Annotated in this window: 24 protein-coding genes and 2 tRNA genes; 4 read left to right on the top strand and 22 right to left on the bottom strand. The window is 72.1% G+C overall.

The features are described from left to right. The first annotated feature begins 65 nt into the window (after window positions 1-65). Window positions 66-491, top strand: coding sequence for a VOC family protein (locus tag AB0E85_RS23300; protein WP_361930299.1), 426 nt, complete (start codon window positions 66-68; stop codon window positions 489-491). Between the two features lie 362 nt (window positions 492-853). Here the strand turns inward: AB0E85_RS23300 and holA are convergent, their stop codons facing one another. From holA to leuS, 9 genes are all read right to left on the bottom strand, one after another. Continuing rightward, window positions 854-1,843, bottom strand: a complete 990-nt coding sequence (gene holA, locus AB0E85_RS23305) for a DNA polymerase III subunit delta (RefSeq protein WP_361930301.1) — start codon at window positions 1,841-1,843, stop codon at window positions 854-856. 94 nt (window positions 1,844-1,937) lie between these two features. Continuing rightward, window positions 1,938-2,183, bottom strand: coding sequence for a hypothetical protein (locus AB0E85_RS23310; protein WP_107455352.1), 246 nt, complete (start codon window positions 2,181-2,183; stop codon window positions 1,938-1,940). A gap of 38 nt (window positions 2,184-2,221) precedes the next feature. Further along, a complete protein-coding gene (locus AB0E85_RS23315; protein ID WP_361930304.1) occupies window positions 2,222-3,103 on the bottom strand; it encodes a YceI family protein in 882 nt (293 codons plus the stop codon). A 221-nt stretch (window positions 3,104-3,324) separates the two neighbouring features. Beyond that, window positions 3,325-4,155 (bottom strand): arylamine N-acetyltransferase, encoded by an 831-nt coding sequence (locus AB0E85_RS23320; RefSeq protein WP_361930306.1) that lies wholly within the window; start codon window positions 4,153-4,155, stop codon window positions 3,325-3,327. A 4-nt stretch (window positions 4,156-4,159) separates the two neighbouring features. Continuing rightward, window positions 4,160-6,694 carry a ComEC/Rec2 family competence protein gene (locus AB0E85_RS23325; protein ID WP_361930361.1) on the bottom strand — a complete coding sequence of 845 codons (2,535 nt, stop codon included), beginning with the start codon at window positions 6,692-6,694 and terminating at the stop codon, window positions 4,160-4,162. A 224-nt stretch (window positions 6,695-6,918) separates the two neighbouring features. Further along, window positions 6,919-7,785: a ComEA family DNA-binding protein gene (locus AB0E85_RS23330; protein ID WP_361930364.1), complete on the bottom strand. Its 867-nt coding sequence runs from the start codon at window positions 7,783-7,785 to the stop codon at window positions 6,919-6,921. A 611-nt stretch (window positions 7,786-8,396) separates the two neighbouring features. Next, window positions 8,397-9,242 carry a DegV family protein gene (locus AB0E85_RS23335; RefSeq protein WP_361930309.1) on the bottom strand — a complete coding sequence of 282 codons (846 nt, stop codon included), beginning with the start codon at window positions 9,240-9,242 and terminating at the stop codon, window positions 8,397-8,399. A gap of 72 nt (window positions 9,243-9,314) precedes the next feature. Next, on the bottom strand, window positions 9,315-10,127 hold the full coding sequence (locus AB0E85_RS23340) for a hypothetical protein (protein ID WP_361930312.1): 813 nt from the start codon (window positions 10,125-10,127) through the stop codon (window positions 9,315-9,317). Window positions 10,128-10,371: 244 nt separating this feature from the next. Then, window positions 10,372-13,251, bottom strand: coding sequence for a leucine--tRNA ligase (gene leuS, locus AB0E85_RS23345; RefSeq protein ID WP_361930314.1), 2,880 nt, complete (start codon window positions 13,249-13,251; stop codon window positions 10,372-10,374). Window positions 13,252-13,721: 470 nt separating this feature from the next. Here leuS and AB0E85_RS23350 point away from each other — a divergent pair, with 470 nt between their 5' ends. Further along, a complete protein-coding gene (locus AB0E85_RS23350; RefSeq protein ID WP_361930317.1) occupies window positions 13,722-14,987 on the top strand; it encodes a cytochrome b/b6 domain-containing protein in 1,266 nt (421 codons plus the stop codon). Continuing rightward, the gene (locus AB0E85_RS23355; RefSeq protein WP_361930320.1) at window positions 14,984-16,594 is read left to right on the top strand and encodes an NADH-ubiquinone oxidoreductase-F iron-sulfur binding region domain-containing protein; all 1,611 of its coding nucleotides are present in this window, start codon (window positions 14,984-14,986) and stop codon (window positions 16,592-16,594) included. The genes AB0E85_RS23350 and AB0E85_RS23355 overlap by 4 nt, the downstream gene beginning before the upstream one ends. 100 nt (window positions 16,595-16,694) lie before the next feature. Here AB0E85_RS23355 and AB0E85_RS23360 read toward each other — a convergent pair. The 10 genes from AB0E85_RS23360 to AB0E85_RS23405 form a co-directional block, all read right to left on the bottom strand. Then, a tRNA-Ala gene (locus AB0E85_RS23360) sits at window positions 16,695-16,767 on the bottom strand. 97 nt (window positions 16,768-16,864) lie between these two features. Next, the gene (locus AB0E85_RS23365; RefSeq protein WP_006136074.1) at window positions 16,865-17,098 is read right to left on the bottom strand and encodes a hypothetical protein; all 234 of its coding nucleotides are present in this window, start codon (window positions 17,096-17,098) and stop codon (window positions 16,865-16,867) included. A gap of 3 nt (window positions 17,099-17,101) precedes the next feature. After that, on the bottom strand, window positions 17,102-17,275 hold the full coding sequence (locus tag AB0E85_RS23370) for a hypothetical protein (protein ID WP_361930322.1): 174 nt from the start codon (window positions 17,273-17,275) through the stop codon (window positions 17,102-17,104). Between the two features lie 201 nt (window positions 17,276-17,476). Further along, window positions 17,477-17,549 (bottom strand) — tRNA-Ala (locus AB0E85_RS23375). A 74-nt stretch (window positions 17,550-17,623) separates the two neighbouring features. After that, on the bottom strand, window positions 17,624-18,292 hold the full coding sequence (locus AB0E85_RS23380) for a histidine phosphatase family protein (RefSeq protein ID WP_361930325.1): 669 nt from the start codon (window positions 18,290-18,292) through the stop codon (window positions 17,624-17,626). Beyond that, complete coding sequence (gene rsfS, locus AB0E85_RS23385; protein ID WP_361930327.1) at window positions 18,289-18,735, bottom strand: ribosome silencing factor; 447 nt, start codon at window positions 18,733-18,735, stop codon at window positions 18,289-18,291. Before rsfS ends, AB0E85_RS23380 begins: the two co-directional genes overlap by 4 nt. Window positions 18,736-18,838: 103 nt before the next feature. Then, the gene (locus AB0E85_RS23390; protein ID WP_361930330.1) at window positions 18,839-20,539 is read right to left on the bottom strand and encodes an LCP family protein; all 1,701 of its coding nucleotides are present in this window, start codon (window positions 20,537-20,539) and stop codon (window positions 18,839-18,841) included. A 16-nt stretch (window positions 20,540-20,555) separates the two neighbouring features. Beyond that, a complete protein-coding gene (nadD, locus tag AB0E85_RS23395) occupies window positions 20,556-21,299 on the bottom strand; it encodes a nicotinate-nucleotide adenylyltransferase (protein ID WP_361930333.1) in 744 nt (247 codons plus the stop codon). 85 nt (window positions 21,300-21,384) lie between these two features. Continuing rightward, a complete protein-coding gene (locus AB0E85_RS23400) occupies window positions 21,385-21,549 on the bottom strand; it encodes a hypothetical protein (RefSeq protein ID WP_202510651.1) in 165 nt (54 codons plus the stop codon). Between the two features lie 163 nt (window positions 21,550-21,712). Continuing rightward, window positions 21,713-21,874: a hypothetical protein gene (locus AB0E85_RS23405; protein WP_033306370.1), complete on the bottom strand. Its 162-nt coding sequence runs from the start codon at window positions 21,872-21,874 to the stop codon at window positions 21,713-21,715. Window positions 21,875-21,998: 124 nt separating this feature from the next. Here AB0E85_RS23405 and AB0E85_RS23410 point away from each other — a divergent pair, with 124 nt between their 5' ends. Continuing rightward, entirely contained in the window at window positions 21,999-23,120 is a 1,122-nt protein-coding gene (locus AB0E85_RS23410; RefSeq protein ID WP_361930367.1) for a M48 family metallopeptidase, read from the top strand. A gap of 16 nt (window positions 23,121-23,136) precedes the next feature. Here the strand turns inward: AB0E85_RS23410 and AB0E85_RS23415 are convergent, their stop codons facing one another. The 3 genes from AB0E85_RS23415 to AB0E85_RS23425 form a co-directional block, all read right to left on the bottom strand. Beyond that, window positions 23,137-24,207, bottom strand: a complete 1,071-nt coding sequence (locus AB0E85_RS23415; protein WP_361930337.1) for a hypothetical protein — start codon at window positions 24,205-24,207, stop codon at window positions 23,137-23,139. A gap of 89 nt (window positions 24,208-24,296) precedes the next feature. Continuing rightward, window positions 24,297-24,899 (bottom strand): hypothetical protein, encoded by a 603-nt coding sequence (locus AB0E85_RS23420; protein WP_361930340.1) that lies wholly within the window; start codon window positions 24,897-24,899, stop codon window positions 24,297-24,299. A 165-nt stretch (window positions 24,900-25,064) separates the two neighbouring features. Further along, window positions 25,065-26,351 carry a glutamate-5-semialdehyde dehydrogenase gene (locus AB0E85_RS23425; protein ID WP_361930342.1) on the bottom strand — a complete coding sequence of 429 codons (1,287 nt, stop codon included), beginning with the start codon at window positions 26,349-26,351 and terminating at the stop codon, window positions 25,065-25,067. Window positions 26,352-26,367: the final 16 nt, after the last annotated feature.

Raw genomic sequence — 26,367 nt, forward strand, 5'->3', positions numbered from 1 at the left:
GGCTGATACACCCGATTCTCCTCTTCGACAGGAGGAGGGCGACTCGATCACGGCACAGTGGAAACATGGACACAGACGACACCAGCGTTCCTGTCCTGGTCCGCGTGGCGACCAGACTCCCCGCCCAGGACCTGGAGCGGGCGCGACGCTTCTACTCGGAGAAACTCGGTCTGGATCCCGTCGACGAGCGGCCCGGCGGGCTGCTCTACCGGTGCGGCGGCGCGGAGTTCGTCCTGTTCCGCTCCACGGGGTCCTCGCCCGGCACGTTCACGCAGATGGCGCTGGAGGTCGAGGACATCGACGCGGCGGTCTCGGAGCTGCGACGGCGCGGCGTCGTCTTCGAGGAGGTCGACGCCCCCGGCTTCCGCACCCGGGGCGGAATCGCCGAGATCGAGGGGAACTACCCGAGCAAGGGCGCCCGGGGCGAACGCGGCGCCTGGTTCAGGGACAGCGAGGGGAATCTGCTGGGGGTGGGGGAGCCGGTTATGTGAGGTGGGGGTGTCTCCGGGCAGCCTCGCCGTACAGGTCGTCCCGGCCGGGGCCGGTGCGGGCCTGGGTGAGGCCGTCGGTGTAGCCGGCCCGTCCGACCCGGCCGGCCCGGGGAGCGACTGACCGCGTCCCCTGGAACGGGCCGCTCGGGACGGAGCAGCTAGCCGCGCCCTCTGGAACGGACCGCTCGGGACGGAGCGACTGCCGCGCCCTCTGGAACGGACCGCTCGGGACGGAGGTGCTAGCCGCGTCCTCTGGAGCGGGCCGCTCGGGACGGAGGTGCTAGCCGCTTCCCCTGGAACGAACCGCTCGGGACGGAGCGACTGACCGCGCCCTCTGGAACGGGCCGCTCGGGACGGAGGTGCTAGCCGCGTCCTCTGGAGCGGGCCGCTCGGGCGATGGTGACCACTGCCTTTTCCAGGGCGTACTCGGGGTCGTCGCCCCCGCCCTTCACCCCGGCGTCCGCCTCGGCCACGGCCCGCAGGGCGATCGACACGCCGTCCGGAGTCCAGCCCCGCATCTGCTGGCGCACCCGGTCGATCTTCCACGGCGGCATCCCCAGCTCCCGCGCCAGATCGGCCGGCCGGCCCCCGCGCGCGGACGACAGCTTCCCGATCGCGCGGACGCCCTGCGCGAGCGCACTCGTGATCAGCACGGGCGCCACCCCGGTCGCCAGGGACCAGCGCAGCGCCTCCAGGGCCTCCGCCGTCCGCCCCTCGACCGCCCGGTCGGCGACCGTGAAGCTCGACGCCTCGGCCCGCCCGGTGTAGTACCGCCCGACGACCGCCTCGTCGATCGTCCCCTCGACGTCCGCGACCAGCTGCGACGCCGCCGAGGCCAGCTCCCGCAGATCGCTGCCGATGGCGTCGACGAGTGCCTGGCACGCCTCCGGCGTGGCGGAGCGCCCCATCGTCCGGAACTCGCCCCGCACGAACGCCAGCCGGTCCGCCGGCTTCGTCATCTTGGGGCAGGCCACCTCACGTGCCCCCGCCTTGCGCGCCGCGTCGAGCAGCCCCTTGCCCTTGGCCCCGCCGGCATGCAGCAGCACGAGGGTGATCTCCTCGGCGGGAGCGCCCAGGTACGCCTTCACGTCCTTGATCGTGTCGGCCGACAGGTCCTGCGCGTTGCGTACGACGACGACCTTGCGCTCCGCGAAGAGGGACGGGCTCGTCAGCTCGGCGAGCGTGCCGGGCTGCAACTGGTCCGGGGTCAGGTCCCGTACGTCCGTGTCGGCGTCGGCGGCCTTCGCGGCGGCCACCACCTCCTGCACGGCACGGTCGAGGAGCAGGTCCTCCTGGCCCACGGCGAGCGTCACCGGGGCGAGGGGGTCGTCATTCGCAGTCTTCCTGGCCATCGCGCCAAGCATCCCACGCACCACTGACAGCGGGCCCCTGCGGACCCCGGACGTGCGGCGACGCCCGGCCGCCCGCACACAGGGCCGGCAGCCGCTACGGCTCCTCCCGCCAGCCCTCCCACTCACCGGCCAGCCCGTCCAGCTCCCCGGCGTCCAGCCGCTCGTCCTCGTCCCGCAGGACGACCAGCCACTGCGCGTCCTCGGCGTCGTCCTCCCCGGCCAGCGCGTCCCGCACCAGCTGCGGCTCCTCGACGACCCCGAACCGCTCCCGCAGCGCCTCCACCACCTCTTCCGCGGCGTCGCGGTCGGGCAGCACCAGCACATGTCGCACATCACTCACGCCGGACATTGTCCGACACCTCGTCGCGGCCCGGCCGCTCAGCCCTTGCGGACGACCTGTACGTCGAGATCGACCCTGATGCTCGGCCCCACGACCGCGATGCCCCGCGCCAGCATGGTCTGCCAGCTCACGGTGAAGTCGTCCCGGTGCAGTTCGGTCGTGGCCCGGCAGGCCGCCCGCACCTCGCCCTCCATACCGTTGCCCAGCCCCAGGTACTCCGTGTCCAGCGTGACCGTCCGCGTCACGCCGTGCAGCGACAGCGCACCCGTCACGGCCCAGCGGTTCCCGCCCTTGTGCAGGAACCGTTCGCTGTAGAACTCCAGTGTCGGGAACCGCTCGACGTCCAGGAAGTCCGCCGAGCGCAGATGGTCGTCGCGCATCCTCATGTTGGTGTCGATGGACGCCGCGTCGATCACCACGTGCATCGCCGAGCGCTCCACCGGGTCGGTGAGCCGTATGACCCCCGCGAACGACTTGAACCGCCCGTGGATGCGGGCCAGTCCGATGTGCCGCGCGGTGAAGCCGATGGAGGAGTGCGCCGACTCGATCTCCCAGTCACCGGCATCGGGAAGCTCCGGCGGCCGGGCCACCTGGAGCGTCACGTCCCCGAGGGACGCGAGTGTGTTCTCGGCGACCTGGGTGGTCGCCCGGTAGGGCGTGTACCCCTCCGCCGACACCGCGAGCCGGTACTCCCCCGCGGGCACCGTCGTCACGAACGACCCGTACGGATCCGCTCCCCCGCTGACCACCGGCCGCCCCGCGGCGTCCGTGACCGCGAACTCCGCGTGTCTGACGGGCTCGTTGACCGGGTCCAGCACCCGGCAGGCCAGCACGCCCGCGCTCGGCGGTGTCTGCACCGCCGCCAGGGGACTCGTCCGTTGCACCCGGCTGGTGCGGCTTCCCCGCCAGCGGCCGATCATCCACGACTCCCTGAGTGGCTCGAAATCGCCTGTTGATCACTGTTGATCACACATTGCCGAAGACGCATTCGACCACTGGTGAGGCTTTCGAGGCAACACGGGACCACATCACGGGAATCCAGCAGATGTGCTGGTACTACGCACGAGTAGCCCCGTGTGGTCCGGGGTGGCCCCATGTCGCCCTTTGTGGCCCTGTGTGGCCGGAATTGACTTCGGCGCCTCTACGCGGGATCGCGCAGCGCCGGCACGTGGTCGAGCCCGATCCCGAACCGCTCCCGGTACACCGCGAGCACCTCCTCGTCCGTCTCCAGCTCCCGCACCTCCCGCGTCCCGTCGGCCGCCGTCGCCGTGAGCCTGCGTCCGCTGAGGGTGATCCTTCCTCCGTCCTGCGTCACCCGCGAACAGACCAGCGACCGCGTGAAATGCGACACCGGCGACGTGCTGTGCCACCACGCGCCGGCCACGAAGTCGCCCAGCACCCGCGGCCGCACCTCCAGCCGGTACTGCGGTGTGCCGCCCCGGAACACATCCAGGTCCGCCGCCTCCACCGTGCCGTGCCCGCCGCGCACCCCGGCCGCGTCCGGCTCCGCCTCGACGATCCGGAACGTGCCACCCGGATCCTCCTGTTCTCCCCGGTCCCCGAACGCCAGCGGCAGATGGCTGTGCGCACCGAAGCCCACATCGGCCAGCCAGGCGCCCCCGTCCACCGTCCGCACCCGCAGCGCGAGATGGTCGTAGGGGATCCCGAGCCGCCCCTCGTCCCCGTACACCCGCGCCGCCAGCAGCGCCACGTCGTACCCCAGCGCGGCGAGCAACGCCCCGAACGAGCCGTTGAGTTCGTAGCAGAACCCACCCCGCCGCGCTCCCACCACCTTGTCCAGCAGCCGCTTCTCCTCCAGCACGATCTCCTCGCCCAGGTGGATCGAGAGGTTCTCGAACGGCACGCTCTGCAGATGACGCAGGTGCAGCTCGCGCAGCGCGTCGACCGTGGGCCACGCCGGGTGCTCGACTCCCAGTCGGCGAAGGTAGGCATCAACCTGTGCTGAGTTCATGCCCTCAGTCTCGCGCCACGCTCAGCTCTCCGCCCCCTCCCACGACCGCGAGCGCACCGTCCCGGTCCGTCCGCAGCACCGCCGCACCCCCGTCGCGCAGTGCCGCGACGGTGCCGGGTGCAGGGTGCCCGTACGAGTTGTCCTCACCGCAGGAGATGAGGGCCAGCCTCGGGGCGACCCGGCCCATGAGACCCGGGTCCTGGTAGGCGGAGCCGTGGTGGGCGACTTTCAGTACGTCCACGCCCTCCAGCGCCTCGGCCGCCCGGGACCGGGCCAGTGCCCGCTGCGCCGGGGGCTCCAGGTCCCCGAGGAGCAGCAGGCGCAGCCCGCCCGAGCGGACCAGCATGGCGACACTGGCGTCGTTCGGCCCCTCCGGCGCCGCGTGGGCCGGAAGCAGCCCCGGAGCCACCCCTGGGGGCGAGACCGGCGGAGAGTCCGGCGGCGGACTCGGGGGCGGCCACACCACCTGCCAGGCCAACTCCCCCGTACGCCGCTGCTCCCCGGCCACTGCCCGCGTCACGGGAATCCGCCGTGCCGCCGCCAGCCTCCGCACGAACGCGGCCTGGTCCGCGGGCTCTTCGAACCCCGTCGTCTCGATCGCGCCCACCGCCCGCCCGCGCAGCACCCCCGGCAGGCCGGCCACGTGATCGGCGTGGAAGTGGGTGAGTACGACGAGCGGGATCCTGCTGATGCCCAGCGAGCGCAGGCAGTGGTCGACGAGCCGCGGGTCGGGTCCCGCGTCCACCACCACGCCCGTCCCCTCGCCCGCCGCGAGCACCAGGGCGTCCCCCTGCCCCACGTCGCACATCACCAGCCGCCAGCCCGGCGGCGGCCAGCCCGTGACCACCCGGGCCAGCGGCGGCGGCTGCACCACCGCCAGCATCAGCAGCACTCCGCAGACCCCGCACCACCAGGGATGCCCGAGCAGTCGCCGTCCGACGAGCACCACCAGGAAGGTCACGGCCAGGAGCAGCGCAGCGCCCGTCCACCGGCCCGGCCAGTCCACCCCCGCGCCCGGCAGCGCCGCCCCGGTCCGGGCGATCTGCGCGATCCACTCTGCGGGCCAGTGCGCGCACCAGGCCAGCGCCTCGGCCACCGGCATCGCCACCGGCGCCGTGGCCAGCGCCGCGAACCCCAGCACGGTCGCCGGCGCGATCACGAACTCCGCGAGCAGGTTGCAGGGCACCGCCACCAGGCTCACCCGGGCCGACAGCACGGCGACGATCGGCGCACACAGGGCCTGCGCGGCTGCGGCGGCGCCCAGCGCCTCAGCCGGCCTCGGGGGCACCCCGCGCCGCCGCAGCCCGGCGCTCCAGCGCGGCGCGAGCGTGAGCAGGGCGCCGGTCGCCACGACGGACAGCAGGAACCCGTAACTCCGCGCGAGCCAGGGGTCGTACAGCACCAGCAGGAGAACCGCCGTCGCCAGTGCGGGGATCATCGATCTGCGGCGGCCGGTCGCCAGGGCGAGCAGCGCCACGGCGCCGCAGGCCGCGGCCCGCACCACGCTCGGGTCCGGCCGGCACACGACGACGAACCCGAGCGAGAGGGCACCCCCGAGCACCGCCGTCCCCCGCAGGGAGATACCCAGCCGGGGAGCGAGCCCCCGCCGCTCGACGTGCTGCGCCAGTCCCGGCGGCCCGAGCAGCAGCGCGAGGAGGATCGTGAAGTTGGCCCCGGACACGGCCAAAGTGTGCGTGAGGTCGGTCTCCTTGAACGCCTCCTCCAACTCCGGAGTGATCCGCGAGGTGTCCCCCACGACCAGCCCCGGCAGCAGCGCCCGGGCGTCCGCGGGCAGTCCGTCGGTCGCCTCGCGCAGCCCGGCGCGCAGCCGCCCGGCGAGCCGCTGCGGCCCCGAGGGCTCTCCCACCACGTCCGGTTCGCCCTGACCCCGTACCCTCAGCACTGCCGCGATCCGGTCGCCGCCCGTCATCGCGGGCGCCGACCGCGCACTGACCCGCAGCCGCGTCGATGGCAGCAGGCCGAGCCACGGTGACCGCCCCCGCCCGCCGGCCGCCCGGCCGGGAGGCGCCGCGTCCACGTCGACGATCAGCAGCACCGGCGTCCGCGTCGTCACCGCCGGGCCTCCTGCCTCCTGGACGCGCCGCACCTCGGCGTCGATCAAGACAGCGGTGGGAGCCACGTGATCGCCCCGGACCCTCGGCCGGGTGAGCCGCGGGTCCGACGTGAGCTCGACCTCGGCGGTCACCGTCGCGTACTCCCGCGCCAGGCCGGGCACGGGCCCACGGCGCAGATCCGCCCCGTGCAGCCCGGCCGAGGCTGCGGCAGCGGCCACGCACAGCAGCAGGGCCGCGGCCGCGGCTCGCGGCCAGGACGCCGTCCGGCGCCGCCGGATCAGCGGCAGCAGTCCGACGGCCACCAGGCAGCCGACCACGACGCCGAGCACCCGTTCCGGCGCCGCGTCGAGCATGAGCGCCGCCGTGCCCCAGGCCGCGAGGGCGGGTGGCACGAGCCGAAGGTCCGTCGGGCCCTCCTGGCGCGGACGGGCAGCGCCGAGGCGGGTGCCGGAGGAAGCGTGCACGGACGCCCGGGCGGGCCGGAGCCCGGACGCGGCATGGTCCTGCGGAGACGGCGGCCGAATCCCGGACACGGCCCCGTCCTGCCGGAACAGCGGCCGGAGCCCGGACCCAGCCACGTCTCGCCGGAACATCGGCCGGAGCCCGGACACAGCCACGTCCCGCCGAAACAGCGGCCGGAGCCCGGATACGGCGTCGTCCTGCCGGAACGGCGGGCCGGGAAGGCTCCTCATGGCCGTACGAGGTTCCGCAGGTCGGCGAAACGGCGGTCGCCGATGCCGTCCACCTCACGCAGTTCGTCCACGGAACGGAAACCGCCGTGCTGTGTGCGGTAGTCGATGATGTGCTGGGCGAGCACCGGGCCGACACCCGGCAACGTGTCGAGCTGGTCCGCGGTGGCCGTGTTGAGCGGGACGGGAGCCGCCGGGGCTGCCGCCCCGCCCGCAGCCGCACCGGCCGGGCCGCCAGGGGCCGCCCCGCCCGCCCCGGGTCCCCCGGGTCCCGCCACGGGGGCCGGTCCCCCGACGATCACCTGCTCGCCGTCCACGAGGAACCGGGCGCGGTTGAGCCCGTCGGTGTTCGTGCCCGGCTTCACCCCGCCCGCCGCGTGCAGCGCGTCCGCGACCCGCGATCCGGCCGGAAGCCGGTGGATCCCCGGCTCGCGGACCTTGCCGCTGACATCCACGACGATCGCGGCCGCCCCCACCTTGCCGGCCCCCGGGGCAGCTCCGGAAGGAGCGCCGGCAGGCGCCCCGGCAGCACCCGGGCCCCGCTCCCCTGCGGCCTGTCCGCTCTCCTGCCGCTCCCCGAACGGCACCGCCGCCCGCACCACCTCCGGCGGCCGTACGGTCTGCGAGCGGCCTGCCCAGAAGTGCTGCACGGCGAAACCCGCTGCGACGACGAGCACCACCGTCAAGGCCAGCACATTCCGCCGCTCCAGGCCGCACCTGGACTGCAACCACAGCGGCATCCGCTCCCGCAGCGCGAGCCCGGCCCGCTCCCGCCAGGCTCCCTCCGCCGCGCCATCGTCCGCACCCTCCGACTCGGAGAAGGAACCCACGCCAGCCGGCCCTCGCCGTGTCTCTTCGACACCCAGGGAACCCGGTGACGCCGGTGACACCAGTGACCCCGGTGGTTCCCATAGCCCCGGTGGCCCTGGCTGCCCCGGCGACCCCGGCGGCCCCGGTGACCCTGGCGGCCCTTGCCCCGACTCCCGCCGCTCCCCTGCCCGTTCAACCGGTTCCGCCCGCCCTGGAGGCCCGGCCGGGCGGTCCGGTCCGGCAGGCCCGGCCGACAGGTCCGACCAGGCAAGCTCGGCCGACCCTGCCGACCCAGCCGACCCGGCAAGCTCAGCCGCCCCTGTCGCCCCTGCCGCCCCAACCGCCCCGCCAGGCGCCACCGGCTCGGCCGACTCACCGAACAACACCCCTGCACGCCGCCGGAGTTCCTCCGCCGACGCATGATCCCGGTGAGTCCGCCCGCGTGCGACAGGCGCGTGCCGGCGATGGCGGACACGCCCGTCGGACGCCGGCCCGCGGCCCGGCCCACTGGTAGCGGTCGCTGTACGTGAACGTGATCGAAGTGCCATGCGACGAGGATCGGCCACCTCGACCCACTCGCGATGATCTTGCTCGATTCCCGGGGACAATCCCCCGGTTGTGGACAACTCCGTCCCTCACACGGGCGACAAGAGCTCCCCAGCAACGTTCACCGGGGCGAAACCACAACTGCCAGCAGCCCGGGCCCCGTGTGTGCCCCGATCACCGCCCCGACCTCGCTGACATGCAGATCGGCCAGCCCGGACACCCGCCTCCGCAGCCGGTCGGCGAGGGCCGACGCCCGGTCCGGGGCGGCGAGATGGTGCACGGCGACATCCACCTGGGCGCTGCCCGCACGGTCGGCCGCGATCTCCTCCAGTCGGGCGATCGCCTTGGACGCCGTTCGCACCTTCTCCAGCGGTTCGATACGGCCGTCGGCCAGTTGCAGCAGCGGCTTCACCGCGAGCGCCGACCCCAACAGGGCCTGCGCGGCTCCGATACGGCCGCCGCGCCGCAGGTAGTCGAGGGTGTCGACGTAGAAGTAGGCGGAGGTGCCCGCGGCCTTCTTCTCCGCGGCCGCGACGGCCTCGTCCACCGTCCCGCCCGACTCCGCGGCCTCCGCGGCGGCGAGCGCGCAGAACCCGAGCGCCATGGCGATCATGCCGGTGTCCACCACTCGCACCGGCACCGGCGACTGCCGTGCGGCCACGACGGCCGCGTCGTACGTGCCGGAGAGTTCGGCGGAGAGGTGGAGGGAGACGATGCCGGTGGCGCCGGACTCGGCGACCTTGCGGTACGTCTCCTCGAAGACCGCGGGAGCGGGCCGCGAGGTCGTCACGGGGCGCCGCTTCTGCAAAGCCTGGGCGAGGGCGCGGGTCGAGATCTCGGTGCCCTCTTCCAGGGCGCGGTCGCCGAGGACCACGGTCAGAGGTACCGCCGTGATGCCGTGACGCTCCATCGTCCGGGTCGGCAGGTAGGCCGTTGAATCGGTGACGATCGCGACATGGCGGGACATGAGCTGGAGGTTACCTGCCGTAGCGCCCGTGCGGCAGTCCGGCCCCTGCGCCCTGCGGCACGCATGGCCGGATCAAGTGGTGCTCTCGGGGCGGGGCTTCTTCTGCCAGGGGTAGGTCGGGCGCGCTGCCGGCGGCGTGATGGCGGGCCGCGCCGGCTCCTGCGCGGAGGCGGACTGCGCGGTGTCCGGCCAGGTCTGCCCGGCCGTGGCGGCATCGGTGGCGGGCGCCTCGGGCCACGGAGGCGGCGCGGACTGCGACGGCGAGGCCTGCTGCCGGGCGGGCTCGGGCTTCACCGAGGACGCCGGCTGCTGCGAGGACGAGGACGCGGGGTGCGGCTCCGGAGCCGTCCAGTGCCGCAGTGCCCCGGACTCCAGGTCGATCTGGGCGCTGAGCGAGTCCAGGTCGTCGTCCGCGAAGCGGCCGGTCCGGTCGCGGGCCGCCCAGCGCAGTGACTCGGCCGAGTGCGTGATGCGTTCGGTGCGCTCGCGCAGCCCGGGCAGCCGCTCGGTGAGCGCGGCGCGGTCCGGCTCGGACTCCAGGCGCTTGAGCTCGCCGTCCAGCTCGTGGCCGTGCGCGCTGAGCCGTTCGAAGAGGCCGAGGGACTCCTTCAGGGACGCGTCCTCGGTGACGGCCGCTTGCAGCGCGTCCTGCGTGGCACGCATCGAGGTGCGCAGCTTCAGCCGGAGCTGCGCGAGTTCGCCCGCGGCGCCGGGCTGGGCGAAGGACTTGGCGCGCAGTGTGTGGTCCTCGACCGTGCGGCGGGCCTGGGCGATGCCGCGGTCCACGCCGCGCTTGGCGGCGCCGACCGCCTTCACGGTGGCGTACGCCCCGAGCCCGAACAGGAGCACGAAGAGCAGGGCGAAGACAACGATCACTGCTTCCACAAGGGCTCCTCCTCAGGACGTCACGGCGCTTCGCGTCGCTCTTCAACGGTAAACGCAACCGGCAGGCCCGGAGTTCCAGAAAAACCCCGAACCTGCCCGTAGGGGACCACCCGGAGAGGGGCCCCGCCCATGGAGGACCCCGCCGAGGGGCCCTGCCCGAGAGGACCCCACCGAGGGGGTCCTACCCATAGGGCCCACCCCGGCAGCAGTCCGCACGCCCGGCAGCGGTCCGCCCGCCCGGCGATCACGCCGGAACGATGTTCACCAGCTTCGGCGCGCGCACGATCACCTTCCGGATCCCCGCACCGCCCAGCGCGGCGACGACCTTCTCGTCCGCCAGCGCGGCCTTCTCCAGCTCGTCGTCGGAGATCGACGGCGCGACCTCCAGCCGCGCCTTGACCTTGCCCTTGATCTGCACGACACAGGTCACGGTCTCGTCGACCACGTACGCCGGGTCGGCCACCGGGAAGTCCTGGTGCACCACCGAGGCGGTGTGCCCCAGCCGGCGCCACAGCTCCTCGGCGATGTGCGGGGCCAGCGGCGCGACCATCAGCACCAGGGCCTCGGCGACCGGGCGGGACACGGCCCCGCCCACCTTGGTCAGGTGGTTGTTCAGCTCGGTGACCTTGGCGATGGCGGTGTTGAACCGCATGCCCTCCAGGTCGCCGCCGACCCCGTCGATCGCCTTGTGCAGGGCGCGCAGCGTGTCCTCGTCGGGCTCGGTGTCCACCACCGTCAGGTCGCCGGTCGTCTCGTCGACGACGTTGCGCCACAGCCGCTGGAGCAGCCGGAACTGGCCGACCACCGCGCGCGTGTCCCACGGACGGGAGACGTCCAGCGGGCCCATGGCCATCTCGTACAGGCGCAGCGTGTCGGCTCCGTACTCGGCGCAGATCTCGTCCGGAGTGACCGCGTTCTTCAGGGACTTGCCCATCTTGCCCAGCAGCCGGGAGACCTTCTCGCCCTGGTACCAGTAGGCGCCGTCGCGCTCCTCCACCTCGGCGGCCGGCACCGCGATGCCACGGCTGTCGCGGTACACATAGGCCTGGATCATGCCCTGGTTGAACAGCTTGTGGAACGGCTCGGCGGACGAGACGTGCCCCAGGTCGTACAGGACCTTGGACCAGAAGCGCGCGTACAGCAGGTGCAGCACGGCGTGCTCGGCGCCGCCGACGTACAGGTCGACGCCGCCGTGCGGCTGGCCCTCGCGCGGGCCCATCCAGTACTGCTCGATCTCGGGGTCGACCAGCTTCTCGGAGTTGTGCGGGTCCAGGTAGCGCAGCTCGTACCAGCAGGAACCGGCCCAGTTGGGCATGGTGTTGGTCTCGCGCCGGTACGGGCGCGGGCCCCGTCCGTCACCCAGGTCCAGCGTGACGTTCACCCAGTCCTCGTTGCGGGACAGCGGCGTCTCGGGCTGGGTGTCGGCGTCGTCCGGGTCGAAGGTGCGCGGCGAGTAGTCCTCGACCTCGGGCAGCTCCAGAGGCAGCATCGACTCGGGCAGCGCGTGGGCGATGCCGTCCTCGTCGTAGACGATCGGGAAGGGCTCGCCCCAGTAGCGCTGGCGGCTGAACAGCCAGTCGCGCAGCCGGAAGTTGACGGTGCCCTCGCCGACGCCGGACCGCTCCAGCCACTCGGTGATGCGTGCCTTGGCCTCGACGACGCCCAGGCCGTCCAGGCTGACCTCGTCGTTCGAGGAGTTGATGATCTTCGCGTCGTACGACGCGAAGGCGTTCTCCCAGGTGGAGGTGTCCGTGCCGCGGCCGTCGGTCGGCTCGACGATGCAGGTGATCGGCAGCTCGAAGGCGCGCGCGAACTCGAAGTCGCGCTGGTCACCGGCCGGGACGGCCATGATCGCGCCGGTGCCGTAGCCCATCAGGACGTAGTCGGCGATGAAGACCGGGACCTGCTCGCCGTTGACCGGGTTGGTGGCGTACGCGCCGATGAAGACGCCGGTCTTGTCCTTGGCCTCGGCCTGGCGCTCCACGTCGGACTTCGAGGCGGCCTGGGCGCGGTAGGCGGCGACGGCCTCGCCCGGGGTCGCGTGACCGCCGGTCCAGACGTCGTGCGTGCCCTCGGGCCAGGCGGCCGGGGTGAACTTCTCCACCAGCGGGTGCTCGGGCGCCAGCACCATGTAGGTGGCGCCGAACAGGGTGTCGGGGCGGGTGGTGAAGACGGTGATGCGCTCGCCGTCGATGGGGAAGTCGACGCGGGCACCCTCGCTGCGGCCGATCCAGTTGCGCTGCTGCAGCTTGATGGCCTCGGGCCAGTCCAGCTCCTCCAGGTCCTCCAGCAGCCGGTCGGCGTAGGCCGTGATGCGCATGTTCCACTGGCGCAGCTTGGCCTTGAAGACCGGGAAGTTGCCGCGCTCGGAGCGGCCCTCGGCGGTGACCTCCTCATTGGCCAGCACGGTGCCCAGTCCGGGGCACCAGTTGACCGGCGCGTCGGAGGCGTAGGCCAGCCGGAACTCGCCCAGGACATCGGCCTTCTCGGCGGCGCTCAGCTCGCTCCACGCGCGCGTGTGCCCCGGTACGGGCCGCTCACCGGACTCGAACGCGGCGACCAGCTCGGCGATCGGGCGGGCCCGGCGGGCGTCGTGGTCGTACCAGGAGTTGAAGATCTGCAGGAAGATCCACTGGGTCCACTTGTAGTAGTCCGGGTCGATCGTGGCGAACGACCGGCGCTTGTCGTGGCCCAGGCCCAGCCGGCGCAGCTGGGACTTCATGTTTTCCATGTTGGCTTCGGTGGATACGCGCGGGTGCGTGCCGGTCTGCACCGCGTACTGCTCGGCGGGCAGGCCGAAGGCGTCGAAGCCCAGGGTGTGCAGGACGTTGTGGCCGGTCATCCGCTGGAAGCGCGCGAAGACGTCCGTGGCGATGTAGCCCAGGGGGTGGCCGACGTGCAGGCCCGCACCGGAGGGGTACGGGAACATGTCCATGATGAACTTCTTGGGGCGGGCGACGATCTCCGGGGCGCCGGCCAGGTCACCCTTGGGGTTGGGTGCGGCGTAGGTGCCGTCGGCGTCCCAGAAGTCCTGCCAGCGTGCCTCGATCTCGGCAGCCATGGCGGCCGTGTAGCGGTGCGGCGCCGCCACCTCGGAGGTGGCGGCGGGGTTCGTCTCGCTCATGATCCTCAAAGCTCCATCGATCGTCTCTGCCTGCGGCTGTCTGGTTCGAGAAACGAAAAATCCCCTCGCACAGGAGGGGACGCCGCGCCGATGCCGGCCACTCGGTTCGTCCGGTGGCCGGGACTGATCAGCGCGGCCCGCTAAGCAGAAGGCGTACGGCACGCATGGCGCTAGGGTACCGCAGGCCCCCAGCGCGTCGCGACGCGCTTCCGGGGGCCGTCTCGGTGCCCAACCAAGCTGAACCAAGGTCAATAGTTACTTCGCGTAACAGTCACTAAAGGACATCGCAGCAGCCAGATTGTCCTTTGATAACAACGCAATAACTCAAACCTCGTACCCACCGGTATGACTCCGCTTAGAGTTCGGCAGCGGGACCGCTGCTTTCCCGAACCGCTCGGAGTTGCCCCCATGAACCCTCATCGCAGTATCAGCTCGCCACCCCCGGCCACCGGGACGTGGGGAGGCCGGTCGTGAATCCCCATGACTCCACGGCAGACGACTCGTTCGCCGAGTTCCTCAACTTCGGTGCGGGCGTGTTGTCCCTCGTGTGTCTGACGGCATCCGTGATCTGGGGCCTCGTGGCCCAGGACCGGATCCTCCTCGACGCGCGCCGCCGCATCCTGGCGCAGGCCGTGCACCGGACCACGGCCGTCGCCTCGATCGCCTTCCTGCTGGTCCACATCGGGGTGAAGCTGGCGCTGTCCCACACCTCGTGGGTCGCCGCGGTGATCCCCTTCGGGCTGCTGTTCACCGACGACGAACTGGTCGCGGGCAGGTCGTTCCTGATCGGCCTGGGCACCCTGGCAGGCATGCTCATGATCTTCGTGGGCATCACCGGCGTGCTGCGCAACCGCTTCGCGTCCCCCGCGCCGGTCGCCGCCCGCTGGCGGGCCATGCACATGCTGGCCTACCCGGCCTGGTGCGCCGCCCTGGTCCACGGGCTCTACGCGGGTCGCGCGGCCAAGCCGGTCTTCCTCATCCTGTACTGCCTGGCCCTGGCCGGAGTGGGCGGCGCCCTCGCCCTGCGCGCGGCCCCCCGCCAGGTCAAGCGTCAGGTCGCCGACAAGGTCGCCTCGCTGATCGGGCCCGGTGAGGGCCTGGGTCGCAGGGACCTCGAGGAGAGCCGGGCCCGGGCCGGCGGCGGCTCCGCGCTGCCCGGCTACGACGGCCGGGAGGCACCCGCGCGCGCCTCGGCGTCCCCGTCCGGGCCGCTGTACGAGAAGGCGGAACGCCCCGCGGCCAAGGAACCGGCGAACGGCTTCGCCGCCGCCTACCGAGCCGTCTCGGGCCCGCCCCAGGGCCGGCAGGCCTTCGCCCCCGGGCCGGCCACCAGCATGCAGCTGCCGCTGGACCTCCAGCCCACCGAGACCATCCCGACCGTGGACGGCCCCTCCAGCACCTCGGGCAACTGGCCGATCCCGTCCCCGCCGCCGGTCGGTGAGGCCCCGCCGTCCGCCTACGACCCGCTCCAGGACACGGGCTTCAACATCCCGCCCTACGACCCCCTCCAGGACACCGGACAAAGCATCCCGGCCTATGGCAATCCAGGCGCCGCCGGTTACGGATCGAGTGACGTGTACGACACGGGTGAGACGAATGCCGTCTACGACACGTACTACCCGAACGACACGTACAACAGCGGTCCCGCCACTGAAACAACCCCCGGTGCGTCCTATGACTTCGACGCTCCGGGATCGGGCGAACCTTGGAACACGCCTTCCGGAGGCTTTAAGTGAACGAGGCCCTGCCCGACGTACCCGAAGTCCGCGTCGTCGGTCTTCCTCAGCTCACGTCGGGTTTCGACCTTGTCGACCGGCTCGATCTGCCCATGCACCTCAAGGTGCACGGGCCGCTCGAACCGATGGGCGGCGAGCAGCTCGCTCAACTCGCCGAACGCATCAACCTGAAGGGCCGCGGCGGCGCGGGCTTCCCCTTCCACAAGAAGCTGCGCTCGGTCGCCGAAGCGGCGATCAAGCGCGGCGTCCGGCCGGTCGTCGTCGTGAACGGCAGCGAGGACGAACCGGCCTGCCGCAAGGACACGGTGCTGATCAACCGTGCTCCCCATCTCATCCTGGACGGTGCCCTGCTGTGCGCCGAGGCCCTGGGTGCCCGCACGCTCGTGGTGGGGGTCACCCGTGAGTCGACCCAGCGCTCCATGGAGGCCGCGCTCGCCGAACGCGGCCTCAACAACGGCCGCCGCTCGGCGCTGCGCGCGCGGGTGCAGCGCAACCCCGTCCGCATGGTCACCGGTGCGGCCGCGTCGCTGATCCGCTCGATCGACGGCGGGCCGGCCATCCCGCCCGGCCGCAAGGTCAGCGCCTCGCAGAACGGCGTCGGCGGCGCGCCCACCCTGCTGTCCAACGCCGAGACCTTCGCCCAGCTGGCCATCGCCGCCCGCATCGGCCCGGAGCGCTACGGCAACACCGGCCTGTACGACGAGCCGGGCACCGTCATGCTCACGGTCTCCGGTGCGGTCGCCCGCCCCATGGTGATCGAGGTCCCGACGGGCGTGCCCCTGCGGTACGTCCTGCAACTCGCCGGCGCACCGCCGGTACCCCAGGGCGTGCTCACCGGCGGCTACCACGGCAAGTGGATCGACGCGGCGACCGTCAACGAGGCGATCGTCTCCCGCAACTCCCTGGACGCCGTGGGCGGCGCGCTCGGCGCCGGCGCGATTCTGCCGATCACTCAGGACACCTGCCCGCTGGGCGAGTCGCTGCGGGTGGCGCAGTGGCTGGCCGAGGAGAGCGCCGGCCAGTGCGGCCCCTGCTACCTCGGCCTGCCGGCCGCGGCGCGCGGCCTGGAGGACATCCTCAACGGCGGCGGGCCGGCCGCCCTGGAGGCCCTCAAGCAGGTCGCCAAGAACGTGAAGCGGCGCGGCGCGTGCTCGCACCCGGACGGCTCCGCGATGTTCATCGAGTCGACCATCAAGGCCTTCACCGACGACCTGGCCGCCCACGTCCTCGGCAACGGCTGCGGACGGCCCGTGGAGGGCGTTCTGCCGCTCTTCGAGGGCGGCAGGGCCCCGACGGGCATCCCGGGCGGCGGCGAGTCCGAGGAGAACGGCCCCAGCCGCCAGAAGATCTACGTCGACTGGACGCTGTGCCGGGGCCACGGGCTGTGTGCGGACATCCTTCCGGAGGTGTTCCAGCTGGGGGCCGACGGCTTCCCGACCGTGGCGCAGGCGCAGGTGCCGCGGTACGCCGAGGCGAAGGCTCTACGCGCGGTGCGCCGCTGCCCGGCACTGGCGCTGCGCATCGAGGAGGCGGGCGCGCCGGGCGCGCCGTCCCGCAACCTGCCGGTCCTCTCCCAGGGCCGCGGCCGCCGCGCTCTCGGCCGCTGAGCACACGTACGGCGGGCTCCCTCCCAGGGGGCCCGCCGTTCGCATACCCACGACAAGAAGGCGGGCCATCCGATTGGATGTCCCGCCTTCTCAACTTCTGTGGAGCTAAGGAGAATTGAACTCCTGACCTCCTGCATGCCATGCAGGCGCTCTACCAACTGAGCTATAGCCCCTTGCCAGTGCTCCTCCGGGTTTCCCCGGCGGCGAAGCCAACATTACTGGCCCATCAGCCCCAACACCAAATCGGTTTCGCTTCGCCCGAAATGCCCGTTATGCCGTGACGAACGAGTAGAACCGCTTGAGCGTGCAGTGCTCCTCCAGAAGCCGGCCGTAGATCGGCTCGCCCTCCAACTCGCGGTACGTCTCGATCGGGTCGCCCTTTATGATCAGCGCCCGCGCGCATTCCTCGCACCAGTACTGGTAGTCGGGGTTGATCGGTTCCATGTCGCGGACGATCGGAGTCCCACTGCCGCACCAGTCGCACTTCCGCCTGTGTGCACCCATCGATCAGCTCCAGCTGTGGCCGCAGGCCGTGCACACGTAGGAAACCCCGCCGTTGTCGCCGAGCATCTGGGCCACGTGCGCGGAACCGCAGGAAGGGCAGCTGAGGCGGGTGGACATGTCCCGTGTGACCGCTGCTCCGAGGAGGTGGTCGACCTCCTCGCGGATGCTCGCAGGCATCGCTACTCCTCCCGTCGGGCCGCGCCCCCTTCCGGCCGTTTGATTCTGCCACGGCCGGACCAATACGGTCAGCGACGCCTCAGTACCAGTCCGGACACGGCACCCGGCGGGGGCCGTAGAGGTATACGCCTCAGCCAGGCCGAGTGACTCAAGCCGGAGCACGAAAAATCCCGCCCCCTGCGCGGGAACGGGATCTTGACGTGGAGCTAAGGAGAATTGAACTCCTGACCTCCTGCATGCCATGCAGGCGCTCTACCAACTGAGCTATAGCCCCTCGGATCGTCCCCGCCGGGCGGGGCGAACAAGAAGAACTTTAGCCTGCGACCTGCCGGAAAGTGAAATCCGGGGTCAGTCGTCGTCGCCGAGCACCGGTTCCGGCAGGGTGCCGGCGTTGTGCTCCAGCAGGCGCCAGCCGCGGGCGCCTTCGCCGAGCACGGACCAGCAGCAGTTGGAGAGTCCGCCGAGGCTCTCCCAGTTGCGGGGATCGAGACCCAGCAGGCGGCCGATCGTGGTGCGGATCGTGCCGCCGTGGCTGACCACGACGAGCGTGCCGTCCTCGGGGAGCTTCTCCGCGTGCCGGAGCACCACGGGGGCGGCGCGGTCGGCGACCTCGGTCTCCAGTTCGCCGCCGCCGCGGCGTACGGGCTCACCGCGCTTCCACGCGGCGTACTCGTCGCCGTACCGGGCGATGATCTCCTCGTGCGTCAGGCCCTGCCAGACGCCCGCGTAGGTCTCGCGCAGCGCCTCGTCGTGGGTGACGTCGAGGCCGGTGAGCAGGGCGAGCTCGGCGGCCGTGGCCGCGGCGCGCCGGAGGTCGGAGGCGACCATCGCGTCCGGCTTCAGGGAGGCGAGCAGCCGGGCGGCGCGGCGGGCCTGGGCCAGACCGGTCTCGGTCAGCTCGACGTCCGTGCTGCCCTGGAAGCGGCGCTCCACGTTCCACGAGGTCTGGCCGTGCCGCCACAGGATGATGCGACGGCCCCGGCCCTTCCCGGCGGACGCCTCACTGAAGGAGGTCACCGCCAGTCACCGTCCAGCTCCGCCGCCTCCTCGGCCGCGCGGAGCTTGGCGTGCTCCTCGGCCTTGCCGCGGGTGGCCTTGGCCTCCTCGGGCAGTTCGAGCTCGGGGCAGTCCTTCCACAGCCGCTCCAGGGCGTAGAAGACACGCTCCTCGCTGTGCTGCACGTGGACGACGATGTCGACGTAGTCGAGGAGCACCCAGCGGGCCTCGCGGTCGCCCTCGCGGCGCACCGGCTTGGCGTCGAGTTCCTTCGAGAGGCGCTCCTCGATCGCGTCGACGATCGCCTTGACCTGGCGGTCGTTGGGCGCGGAGGCCAGCAGGAAGGCGTCCGTGATGGACAGCACGTCACTGACGTCGTAGGCGACGATGTCGTGGGCCAGCTTGTCGGCGGCCGCCTGGGCGGCGGTGTTGATCAGCTCGTGAGAGCGGTCGGTCACGGTCACTGCAAGGCTTTCGGTCGGCGGACACTTGCCACCAAGGGTCTCACGGACCGCCGTGCGCCCCCTACGCGATAACGGCGATCACGTGGGGGCGCCCTCCCGCCGTCTAGTCGGACGACGGCTTGTAGTCCTGGCCGAGGACGACGGAGACGTCGGCGCTCCCGGAGATCTTCCCCTTGGTCACGGAGCCCGCGGGCAGCCCCAGGGTCTTGGCGACCTCGGTGGCGTTCGCCTTGTCGGCGGCGTCGGCGTAGACGACCTCGGAGGTGGTGCGGGCCGTGCCGGTGCCGCCCTCCAGGAAGGTGAAGCCGCCGTTGAGGAGTACGACGCGGGCCTTTTCGGTGTTGTCCTTGACGCCGGTGGCGTTCTGGACGGAGACACTGACGGCGGCGTCCTTGTCGGGGCTCTTGGCGGTGCCGCCGAGGACGTTCCTGACGATCCCGGCGCCGGTCCGGGCGCTGAGCGTGCCGTCGCTCCGGACGGGCAGCAGGTCGGTCTTGTAGTCGCCGCCCTTGGCGAGGTCGGAGAGACCGGCGAGGAAGGTGCCGAGGTCCTTGTCGGTGAGGGACGGATCGAGGATCTGCTGGAGCGTCTGGATCGTGGTCGTCGCGGCCTGCGGGTCGGAGGACAGCTTGCGCAGCACGCTGTGCAGGACCTGCCCGAAGCGCTCCAGCTGGGCGTCCTGGGCCTCGCCGGGGGCGCGGTAGGTGGCGTAGGCGACGGCCATCTTGCCGCTGAGGGTCTGGTCCCGGCCCTTGTTGACCAGGGGGGCGGTGCCCTTCTTCCCGGCGGTGGGGTCGGGGACGTCGGTGTCGGTGTCGACGTCGATGTTGCCGACGAGGTCGACGAGGTTCTGCAGGTAGGGGGTGTCCAGGCGCCAGGTGCCCTCGATGTCGGTGCCGAGGACCGTGTCGAGCGCGTCGCGGGTGCCGTCGGAACCGTCGTCCTCGACCGACTTGGCCAGGGTGGTCGTGGTGCCGTCGTCGCTGGTCAGAGCGAGCGAGTTGGGCAGCAGGACGGTGGTGCCCCGCTGGGTGGTGGTGTTGTCGACCAGGAGCGCCGTGGCGGTGCCGTCGCCCTTGATGTCGTGCAGGTGGACGACGATCACGTCGCGCTTCTGGGCGCCCGCGGCCGTCGCGGAGCCGGTCGCGGAGCCCTCGGAGGACAGCCCGGGCAGCTTCCCCGCGTACCAGAGGTAGCCGACACCGCCGGCCGCCACGAGCGCGAGCACGACCGCCAGGGCGACGATCCGGCTGCGGGACCGGCGCCGGGCCTCCTCGCGGCGCTCGGTGCGGTTCTCGGTGAACTTCAGCCAGTCGATGACGTCTTCGGAGTTGGCGTCCGGTTCCTCGACGAAGGCGAACTGCTCGGTGTGGTACTCCCGTTGCGGTTCGGCGGGGGCTTCCCGGTCGTGCGCCGGGCCGGCCTGCTGCGGGATGTGGGCGGTCTGCTGCGCGGTCTGTTCGGCGCGGGGGCCCCGGCCGGAGGCTCCGGCTGCGGTGGCCTGGCCGTAGGGGTCGTACGCGGTACCCGGCGCGGGGCCGCCGCCCTGGTGCGAGCCGGTGGCGTAGGGGTCGTGGGCGCCGTAGTCGTAGGCGGGCGGCTGCGTGCCCTGCTGCGCGTACGGGTCGTAACCGTAGCCCTGGCCGTACGGCTGGGTCTGCTGGGCGTACGGGTCGTACGTCTGCTGCTGGGTCTGCTGGGGCCGGACCTGCCGGTAGACAGGCTGACCATACTCGTCGTAGCCGACGAGCTCGTACTGGTCGGCGCCGTGGTCCGCGGCCCCCGCGTCGTATCGGTCGTTCACCGGTGCCCCTCTCGGCTCACTCGCCGCGGTACAGCTCGCGCTTGTCGATATAGCGCACGACTCCGTCCGGCACCAGGTACCAGATCGGATCGCCCTTGGCGACTCTCGCGCGGCAGTCGGTGGAGGAGATGGCCAGGGCGGGGACCTCCACCAGCGAGACACCGCCCTCGGGGAGCCCGGAGTCGTCCAGGTGGTGGCCCGGCCGGGTGGCTCCGATGAAGTGCGCCAGGGAGAACAGCTCCTCGCTGTCCCGCCAGGTGAGGATCTGGGCGAGCGCGTCGGCGCCGGTGATGAAGAACAGGTCCGTGTCCGGGTTGAGCGCGCGCAGGTCGCGCAGGGTGTCCACGGTGTACGTGGGGCCGCCGCGGTCGATGTCGATGCGGCTCACGGAGAACTGCGGGTTCTCGGCGGTCGCGATGACCGTCATCAGGTAGCGGTCCTCGGCCGGCGAGACGCTGCGGTGGCTCTTCTGCCAGGGCTGGCCGGTCGGGACGAAGACCACCTCGTCGAGGTGGAACGCGGCGGCGACCTCGCTGGCCGCCACCAGGTGCCCGTGGTGGATCGGGTCGAAGGTGCCGCCCATGACGCCGAGGCGGCGCTTGCCCGGCCGCGACGTGCTCGTGCGGGAACCGTCGCTCCCGCCGGCCGCCGCGGAGGCACGGCGGGGCTCCGAGTGTCGCTCGGTTCCGCTCGCCGTGTCCTGTGCCGGGTCGTGCGGCGTCTCGTTCGCCGGACCGGTAGGCATGTCCTGCTCTCCCATGCGTGCAGACCCTACCGGCCCTGTCTGAGGGCTCCGGCCGCCCCCGTGGTCCCCCGGGCATCCTCGGCGGGATGCCCCGCCGGTCTCAGCGGTCGCGGTTGAAGCGGGTGGTGATCCACAGCAGGAGCAGCAGGATGAAGAGCGCGCCACCGCCGGTGAGGTAGGGGTTGAGGCTCTCGTGGTTTCCGCCGTGCTCTCCGCCCTCGGCGGCGAGGGTGACCAACTGGGCAGCGGTGCTGTGGAAGCTCATCTTCGGCAGGACCTATCGCGTGTGGGCGGGTTAAAGACGTCGGCTCATCGTAAGCGGGCGCCCGCCGCGCGATCACCCCGACTCCGCCTGTTCGTCCCGCGGGCGGTCACACGTGCCGCCGCCGGGCCGGTCCCGGGGCCCGGTGGGGAACCTTCGTGTGGCCTCAGTCGTCCTTCCGTCTGTAGCCACGCAGCAGGAACCACGCGGTCAGCACACAGCCCACGATCATCACGAGCAGTACGTACCGCAGCATCCCCGGCCCCCCTTGCCGCTCGGCGGCGCTCGCGGCCTCGGCGAGCCAGGCGGATGCGGGGTGGTGCTCCATGGCGGTGGTCTCCTTCGCTGTACTGCCCGACCACCGTAACTCCGCCTAGGCTGGGCTCTGCCTCGGGGAAGCAAAAGGCCGCACAAGGGGCCGCAAAGGTCACATGAGACGCATGGGGGAAGACATGTCCGACGGCCACGAGCACAACGGGCACGAGCACGTGCCGAGCAGGCAGCGCAGGCGCTTCCCCGGGATCTCCTCGCGTACGTACGAGCACCCGGCCGACCGCTCCGCCCTGGTGGCGCTGCGCAAGCTCAGCGGGTTCGACACGGTGTTCAAGGCGCTCAGCGGTCTGCTGCCCGAGCGCAGTCTGCGGCTGCTGTTCCTGTCCGACTCCGTACGGGTGTCGGACCAGCAGTTCGCCCACCTGAACGTGATGCTGCGGGACGCCTGCTACATCCTGGACCTGGAGAAGGTCCCGCCGATGTACGTGAACCAGGATCCGCAGCCGAACGCGATGTGCATCGGCCTGGACGAGCCGATCATCGTCGTCACGACCGGCCTGGTCGAGCTGCTCGACGAGGAGGAGATGCGGGCGGTCGTCGGGCACGAGGTGGGGCACGCGCTGTCCGGGCACTCCGTCTACCGGACGATCCTGCTGTTCCTGACCAGCCTCGCCGTCCGGGTCGCCTGGATCCCCCTGGGCAACCTCGCGATCATGGCGATCGTGACCGGGCTGCGGGAGTGGTTCCGCAAGTCGGAGCTGTCCGCGGACCGCGCGGGGCTGCTGGTGGGGCAGGACCTGCAGGCCTCGATGCGGGGTCTGATGAAGATCGCGGGCGGCAACCACCTGCACGAGATGAACGTGGACGCGTTCCTCGCCCAGGCCGAGGAGTACGAGGCCGGGGGCGACCTGCGGGACTCCGTGCTGAAGATCCTGAACGTGCTGCCCCGCTCCCACCCCTTCACCACCGTGCGGGCGGCCGAGCTGAAGAAGTGGGCGGAGTCGCGGGACTACCAGCGGATCATGGACGGCCACTACCCGCGGCGCGAGGAGGACAAGGACACCTCGGTCCGGGACTCCTGGCGGGATTCGGCGAACCACTACAGCACCCATGTGAAGAGCTCCAAGGACCCGCTGATGAAGCTGGTCACGGACCTCGCGGGCGGCGCCGGTGACCTGGGCGACCGGGTCCGCCGCGGTTTCGGCGGCTTCACGAACTCCTCCCCGAAGCCGCCCCAGGGCCCGGAGTCGGACTCGCCCGGCCCCTCGGGGGACGACCGGCCGCCGCGCGACGGGAGCTGACCCCTTCCGGGCCTCCTCAGACCTTCGGCTGGGCGCTCGTCGCCAGGGAGCCGCACAGGGCCGTCGCGCTGCCCGTGGCGTAGGGGTCGGTGCCCGCGGGGCCGCCCTCCTTGGCCGTCTGGCCGGCGAGGAGGGGCCGGAGGTGGTTCGTGGAGTCCTCCGCGCAGGAGAGCGGGCCGGCCTGGACGTAGGAGACGACGAGCTGGGCCTGGTGCAGCCGCAGGTCGTCCCGGTCGAAACGGAAGTGCAGCTCGCGCCGGAGGGTGAACAGGGACACCTCGTCTCTGTCTCCGGCCCCGGCCGGCCGCAGCGCGTACACGAACGTGTGATCGGCCGTGACCTCCAGCGTGGACGAGTCGGCCTCTGCGGCCTGGAGTGTGCCCTGGACCCGGACCTTGCGGTCGGCGAGCTCGGCGCGCGCGGGGTCGAAGCGCACGAGCCAGCCGGTGGGGGCGTGGCGTCCGTCGGCGGTGGGGCGGGCGAAGCTCTGGTCGAACTGTTCCAGCTGGTCGGGGTCGAGCAGCACGCGGACGGCCCGGACCTCACCGCCCGTGAGCACCTCCGGGTCGAGGGCCGACCGGACGATGTAGTCCTTGGCGGTGGTCAGGGCGCTCACGACCTGGCTGTCCGAGAAGTGCGCGGTGCGCCGCGAGGCGGGCAGCGGCACGCCCTCCGCGCCGGTCCTGAACTGTGCGGCGGGGCTGTGCTCGTACAGGTACTCCAGGTCGGCCGTGCCGGGCACCTTGCCCTCGGGGGCGAGGGGGATGACGGTCATCCGCAGGGGCTCGACGGGCTCCCGGGCGGCAGGGGTCTGGTAGGGGTGCCGTACGCCCATGTAGATCGCGGTGCCGAAGGCGACGGCGATCAGCAGGACGAGGACGAGGGCCTGCCGGGACAGCCCCCGGCGCAGGGGTGGGCGGCGCCGCACGGCGGGCGCGTGGTCGGCGATGCGCTCCTGCGCGGAGAACTCCTGGAGGCGGGCAGCACGGACGAACGACTCGTCGAAGACGACGGATCGGTACTCGTCCTCGCCACCTCCGGGGGCGCCCTCGGGAGTCCCCTCAGGTGGGTTTCCAGGCCCGCCCATATCTTCAGGGTAGGTCGCCGGAAGCTCGGGTAAACGCCCCGCTACGCCACAAGTTCTGACAGGTTCTCACCAAGATGGGCGGGTTCCGGTCACGGGCTGCGGGGGATCACCGAGACGGCGGGCTGGGAGTAGTCGGCGGAGGCCGAGGGGGAGGCTCCGCCGCCCTGTTCCAGCCCGGTCGAGGCGGGCGGCGGCGCCGGCTCGTCGCGGTTGGAGGACGCTCCCCGGTAGACCGCCGTGAAGGCCAGCGCGACCATGCCGATGCCCATCACCAGGGCGAGCATCCAGGCGACGGGGCGGTGCCAGCGGACCTGCTTGGAGTACGGCCCGGTGCCGCTGTAGTGGTCCTCGACGACGTCGGGGTCGTCGAACTCGTCGAGGTCGGGGTCACGGCCGAAACCGCCGCGGTCGTCCGAACCGTATCCGTCGTCGAACCGCTCGCCTCTGGTGTGGGCGCGGCGCGCCTCCGCCTCGGAGGCCTCGGCTCTCGCCTGGGCCGCGGCCAGGAGGCGCTCCACCGCGGTCGGCTCGTGCACCACGGCCGCCCGTACGAAGGCCTCGTCGAAGACCACGGAGGCGAACTCTTCGTCCGACACCCCGCGGTCGTGGTCGTCGTCGGGCTCCCGGCCGTCCGGAAACGGCGTGCCCCCCACGTCCTCCGGCACGCATCCAGAGTAGACCTGGGGGGTCATTTTGGGCAGACGGTATGGAAATTCATCCACCGGTCGAGACGGCTCCCACGGGGTCCGTGAGGGCGCACGCCGGCCCGGTTCACCCCCGCCTCGCACCGACGCGCCTGCCCCGCCCGGGCCGGCACATCTATGCGCCGGCCCGCATACCGCCTTACGCCGAACGGGTCAGCGCCGGATGTGCCCGTCGCCGGTGACGATGTACTTCGTGCTGGTCAGCTCCGGCAGGCCCATGGGGCCGCGGGAGTGCAGCTTCTGCGTCGAGATGCCGATCTCGGCGCCGAAGCCGAACTGGCCGCCGTCGGTGAACCGGGTCGAGGCGTTCACGGCGACCGTGGTCGAGTCGACCAGCTGGGTGAAGCGGCGGGCGGCCTGCTGGGAGGTCGTCACGATGGCCTCGGTGTGGCCGGAGGTCCACAGCCGGATGTGCTCGACGGCCTTGTCCAGCGAGTCCACGACCGCGGCGGCGATGTCGTACGACAGGTACTCGGTCTCCCAGTCCTCGGCCGTCGCCTCGACCACGGTGGCCTTGGAGTCCTTGGCGTGGGCCTGCACACGCTCGTCGGCGTGCACGGTGACCCCGGCCTCCGCGAGGGCGTCCAGGGCGCGGGGCAGGAACTCCGCGGCGATGTCCTGGTGGACCAGGAGGGTCTCGGCGGCGTTGCAGACGCCGACCCGGTGGGCCTTGGAGTTGATCAGGATCTCGACGGCCATGTCGAGGTCGGCCTGTGCGTCGACGTAGACGTGGCAGTTGCCGGTGCCGGTCTCGATGACCGGGACGACGGACTCCTGGACGACCGTGTTGATCAGGGAGGCGCCGCCGCGCGGGATGAGCACGTCGACCAGGCCGCGGGCACGCATCAGCTCGCGCACGCTGTCGCGGCTCTCACCGGGGACCAGCTGGACGGCGTCGGCGGGCAGCCCGGCCCCGCCCACGGCGTCGCGCAGGACGCGCACGAGGGCGAAGTTCGACTGGTACGCCGAGGAGGAGCCGCGCAGCAGGACCGCGTTGCCGGACTTCAGGCACAGGGCGGCGGCGTCGACGGTGACGTTCGGCCGGCCCTCGTAGATGATGCCGACGACGCCGAGCGGCACGCGGACCTGGCGCAGGTCGATGCCGTTGGGCAGCGTGGAGCCGCGGACGACCTCGCCGACCGGGTCGGGCAGCGCGGCGACGTCGCGCACGTCGGAGGCGATGGCACGGATCCGCTCGGGGGTGAGCGCGAGCCGGTCGATCATGCCTTCGCTCATGCCGGCCTCGCGGGCCTTGGCGACATCCTTGGCGTTGGCCTCGACCACCTCACTCGCACGGACCTCCAACGCGTCCGCGATGGCGAGCAACGCGTCGTCCTTCTCGGCCCGGGGCAGCGGCGCGAGGGTCGCCGCCGCGGCCTTGGCGCGGTAGGCGGCCTCGGTGACCGGGGACATGGAGTCGTACGGAGAGAGCGTGGTCATGAAGGAAGGGTAGTGC

Source organism: Streptomyces sp. NPDC029044 (genome assembly GCF_040637495.1).
GTDB lineage: Bacteria > Actinomycetota > Actinomycetes > Streptomycetales > Streptomycetaceae > Streptomyces.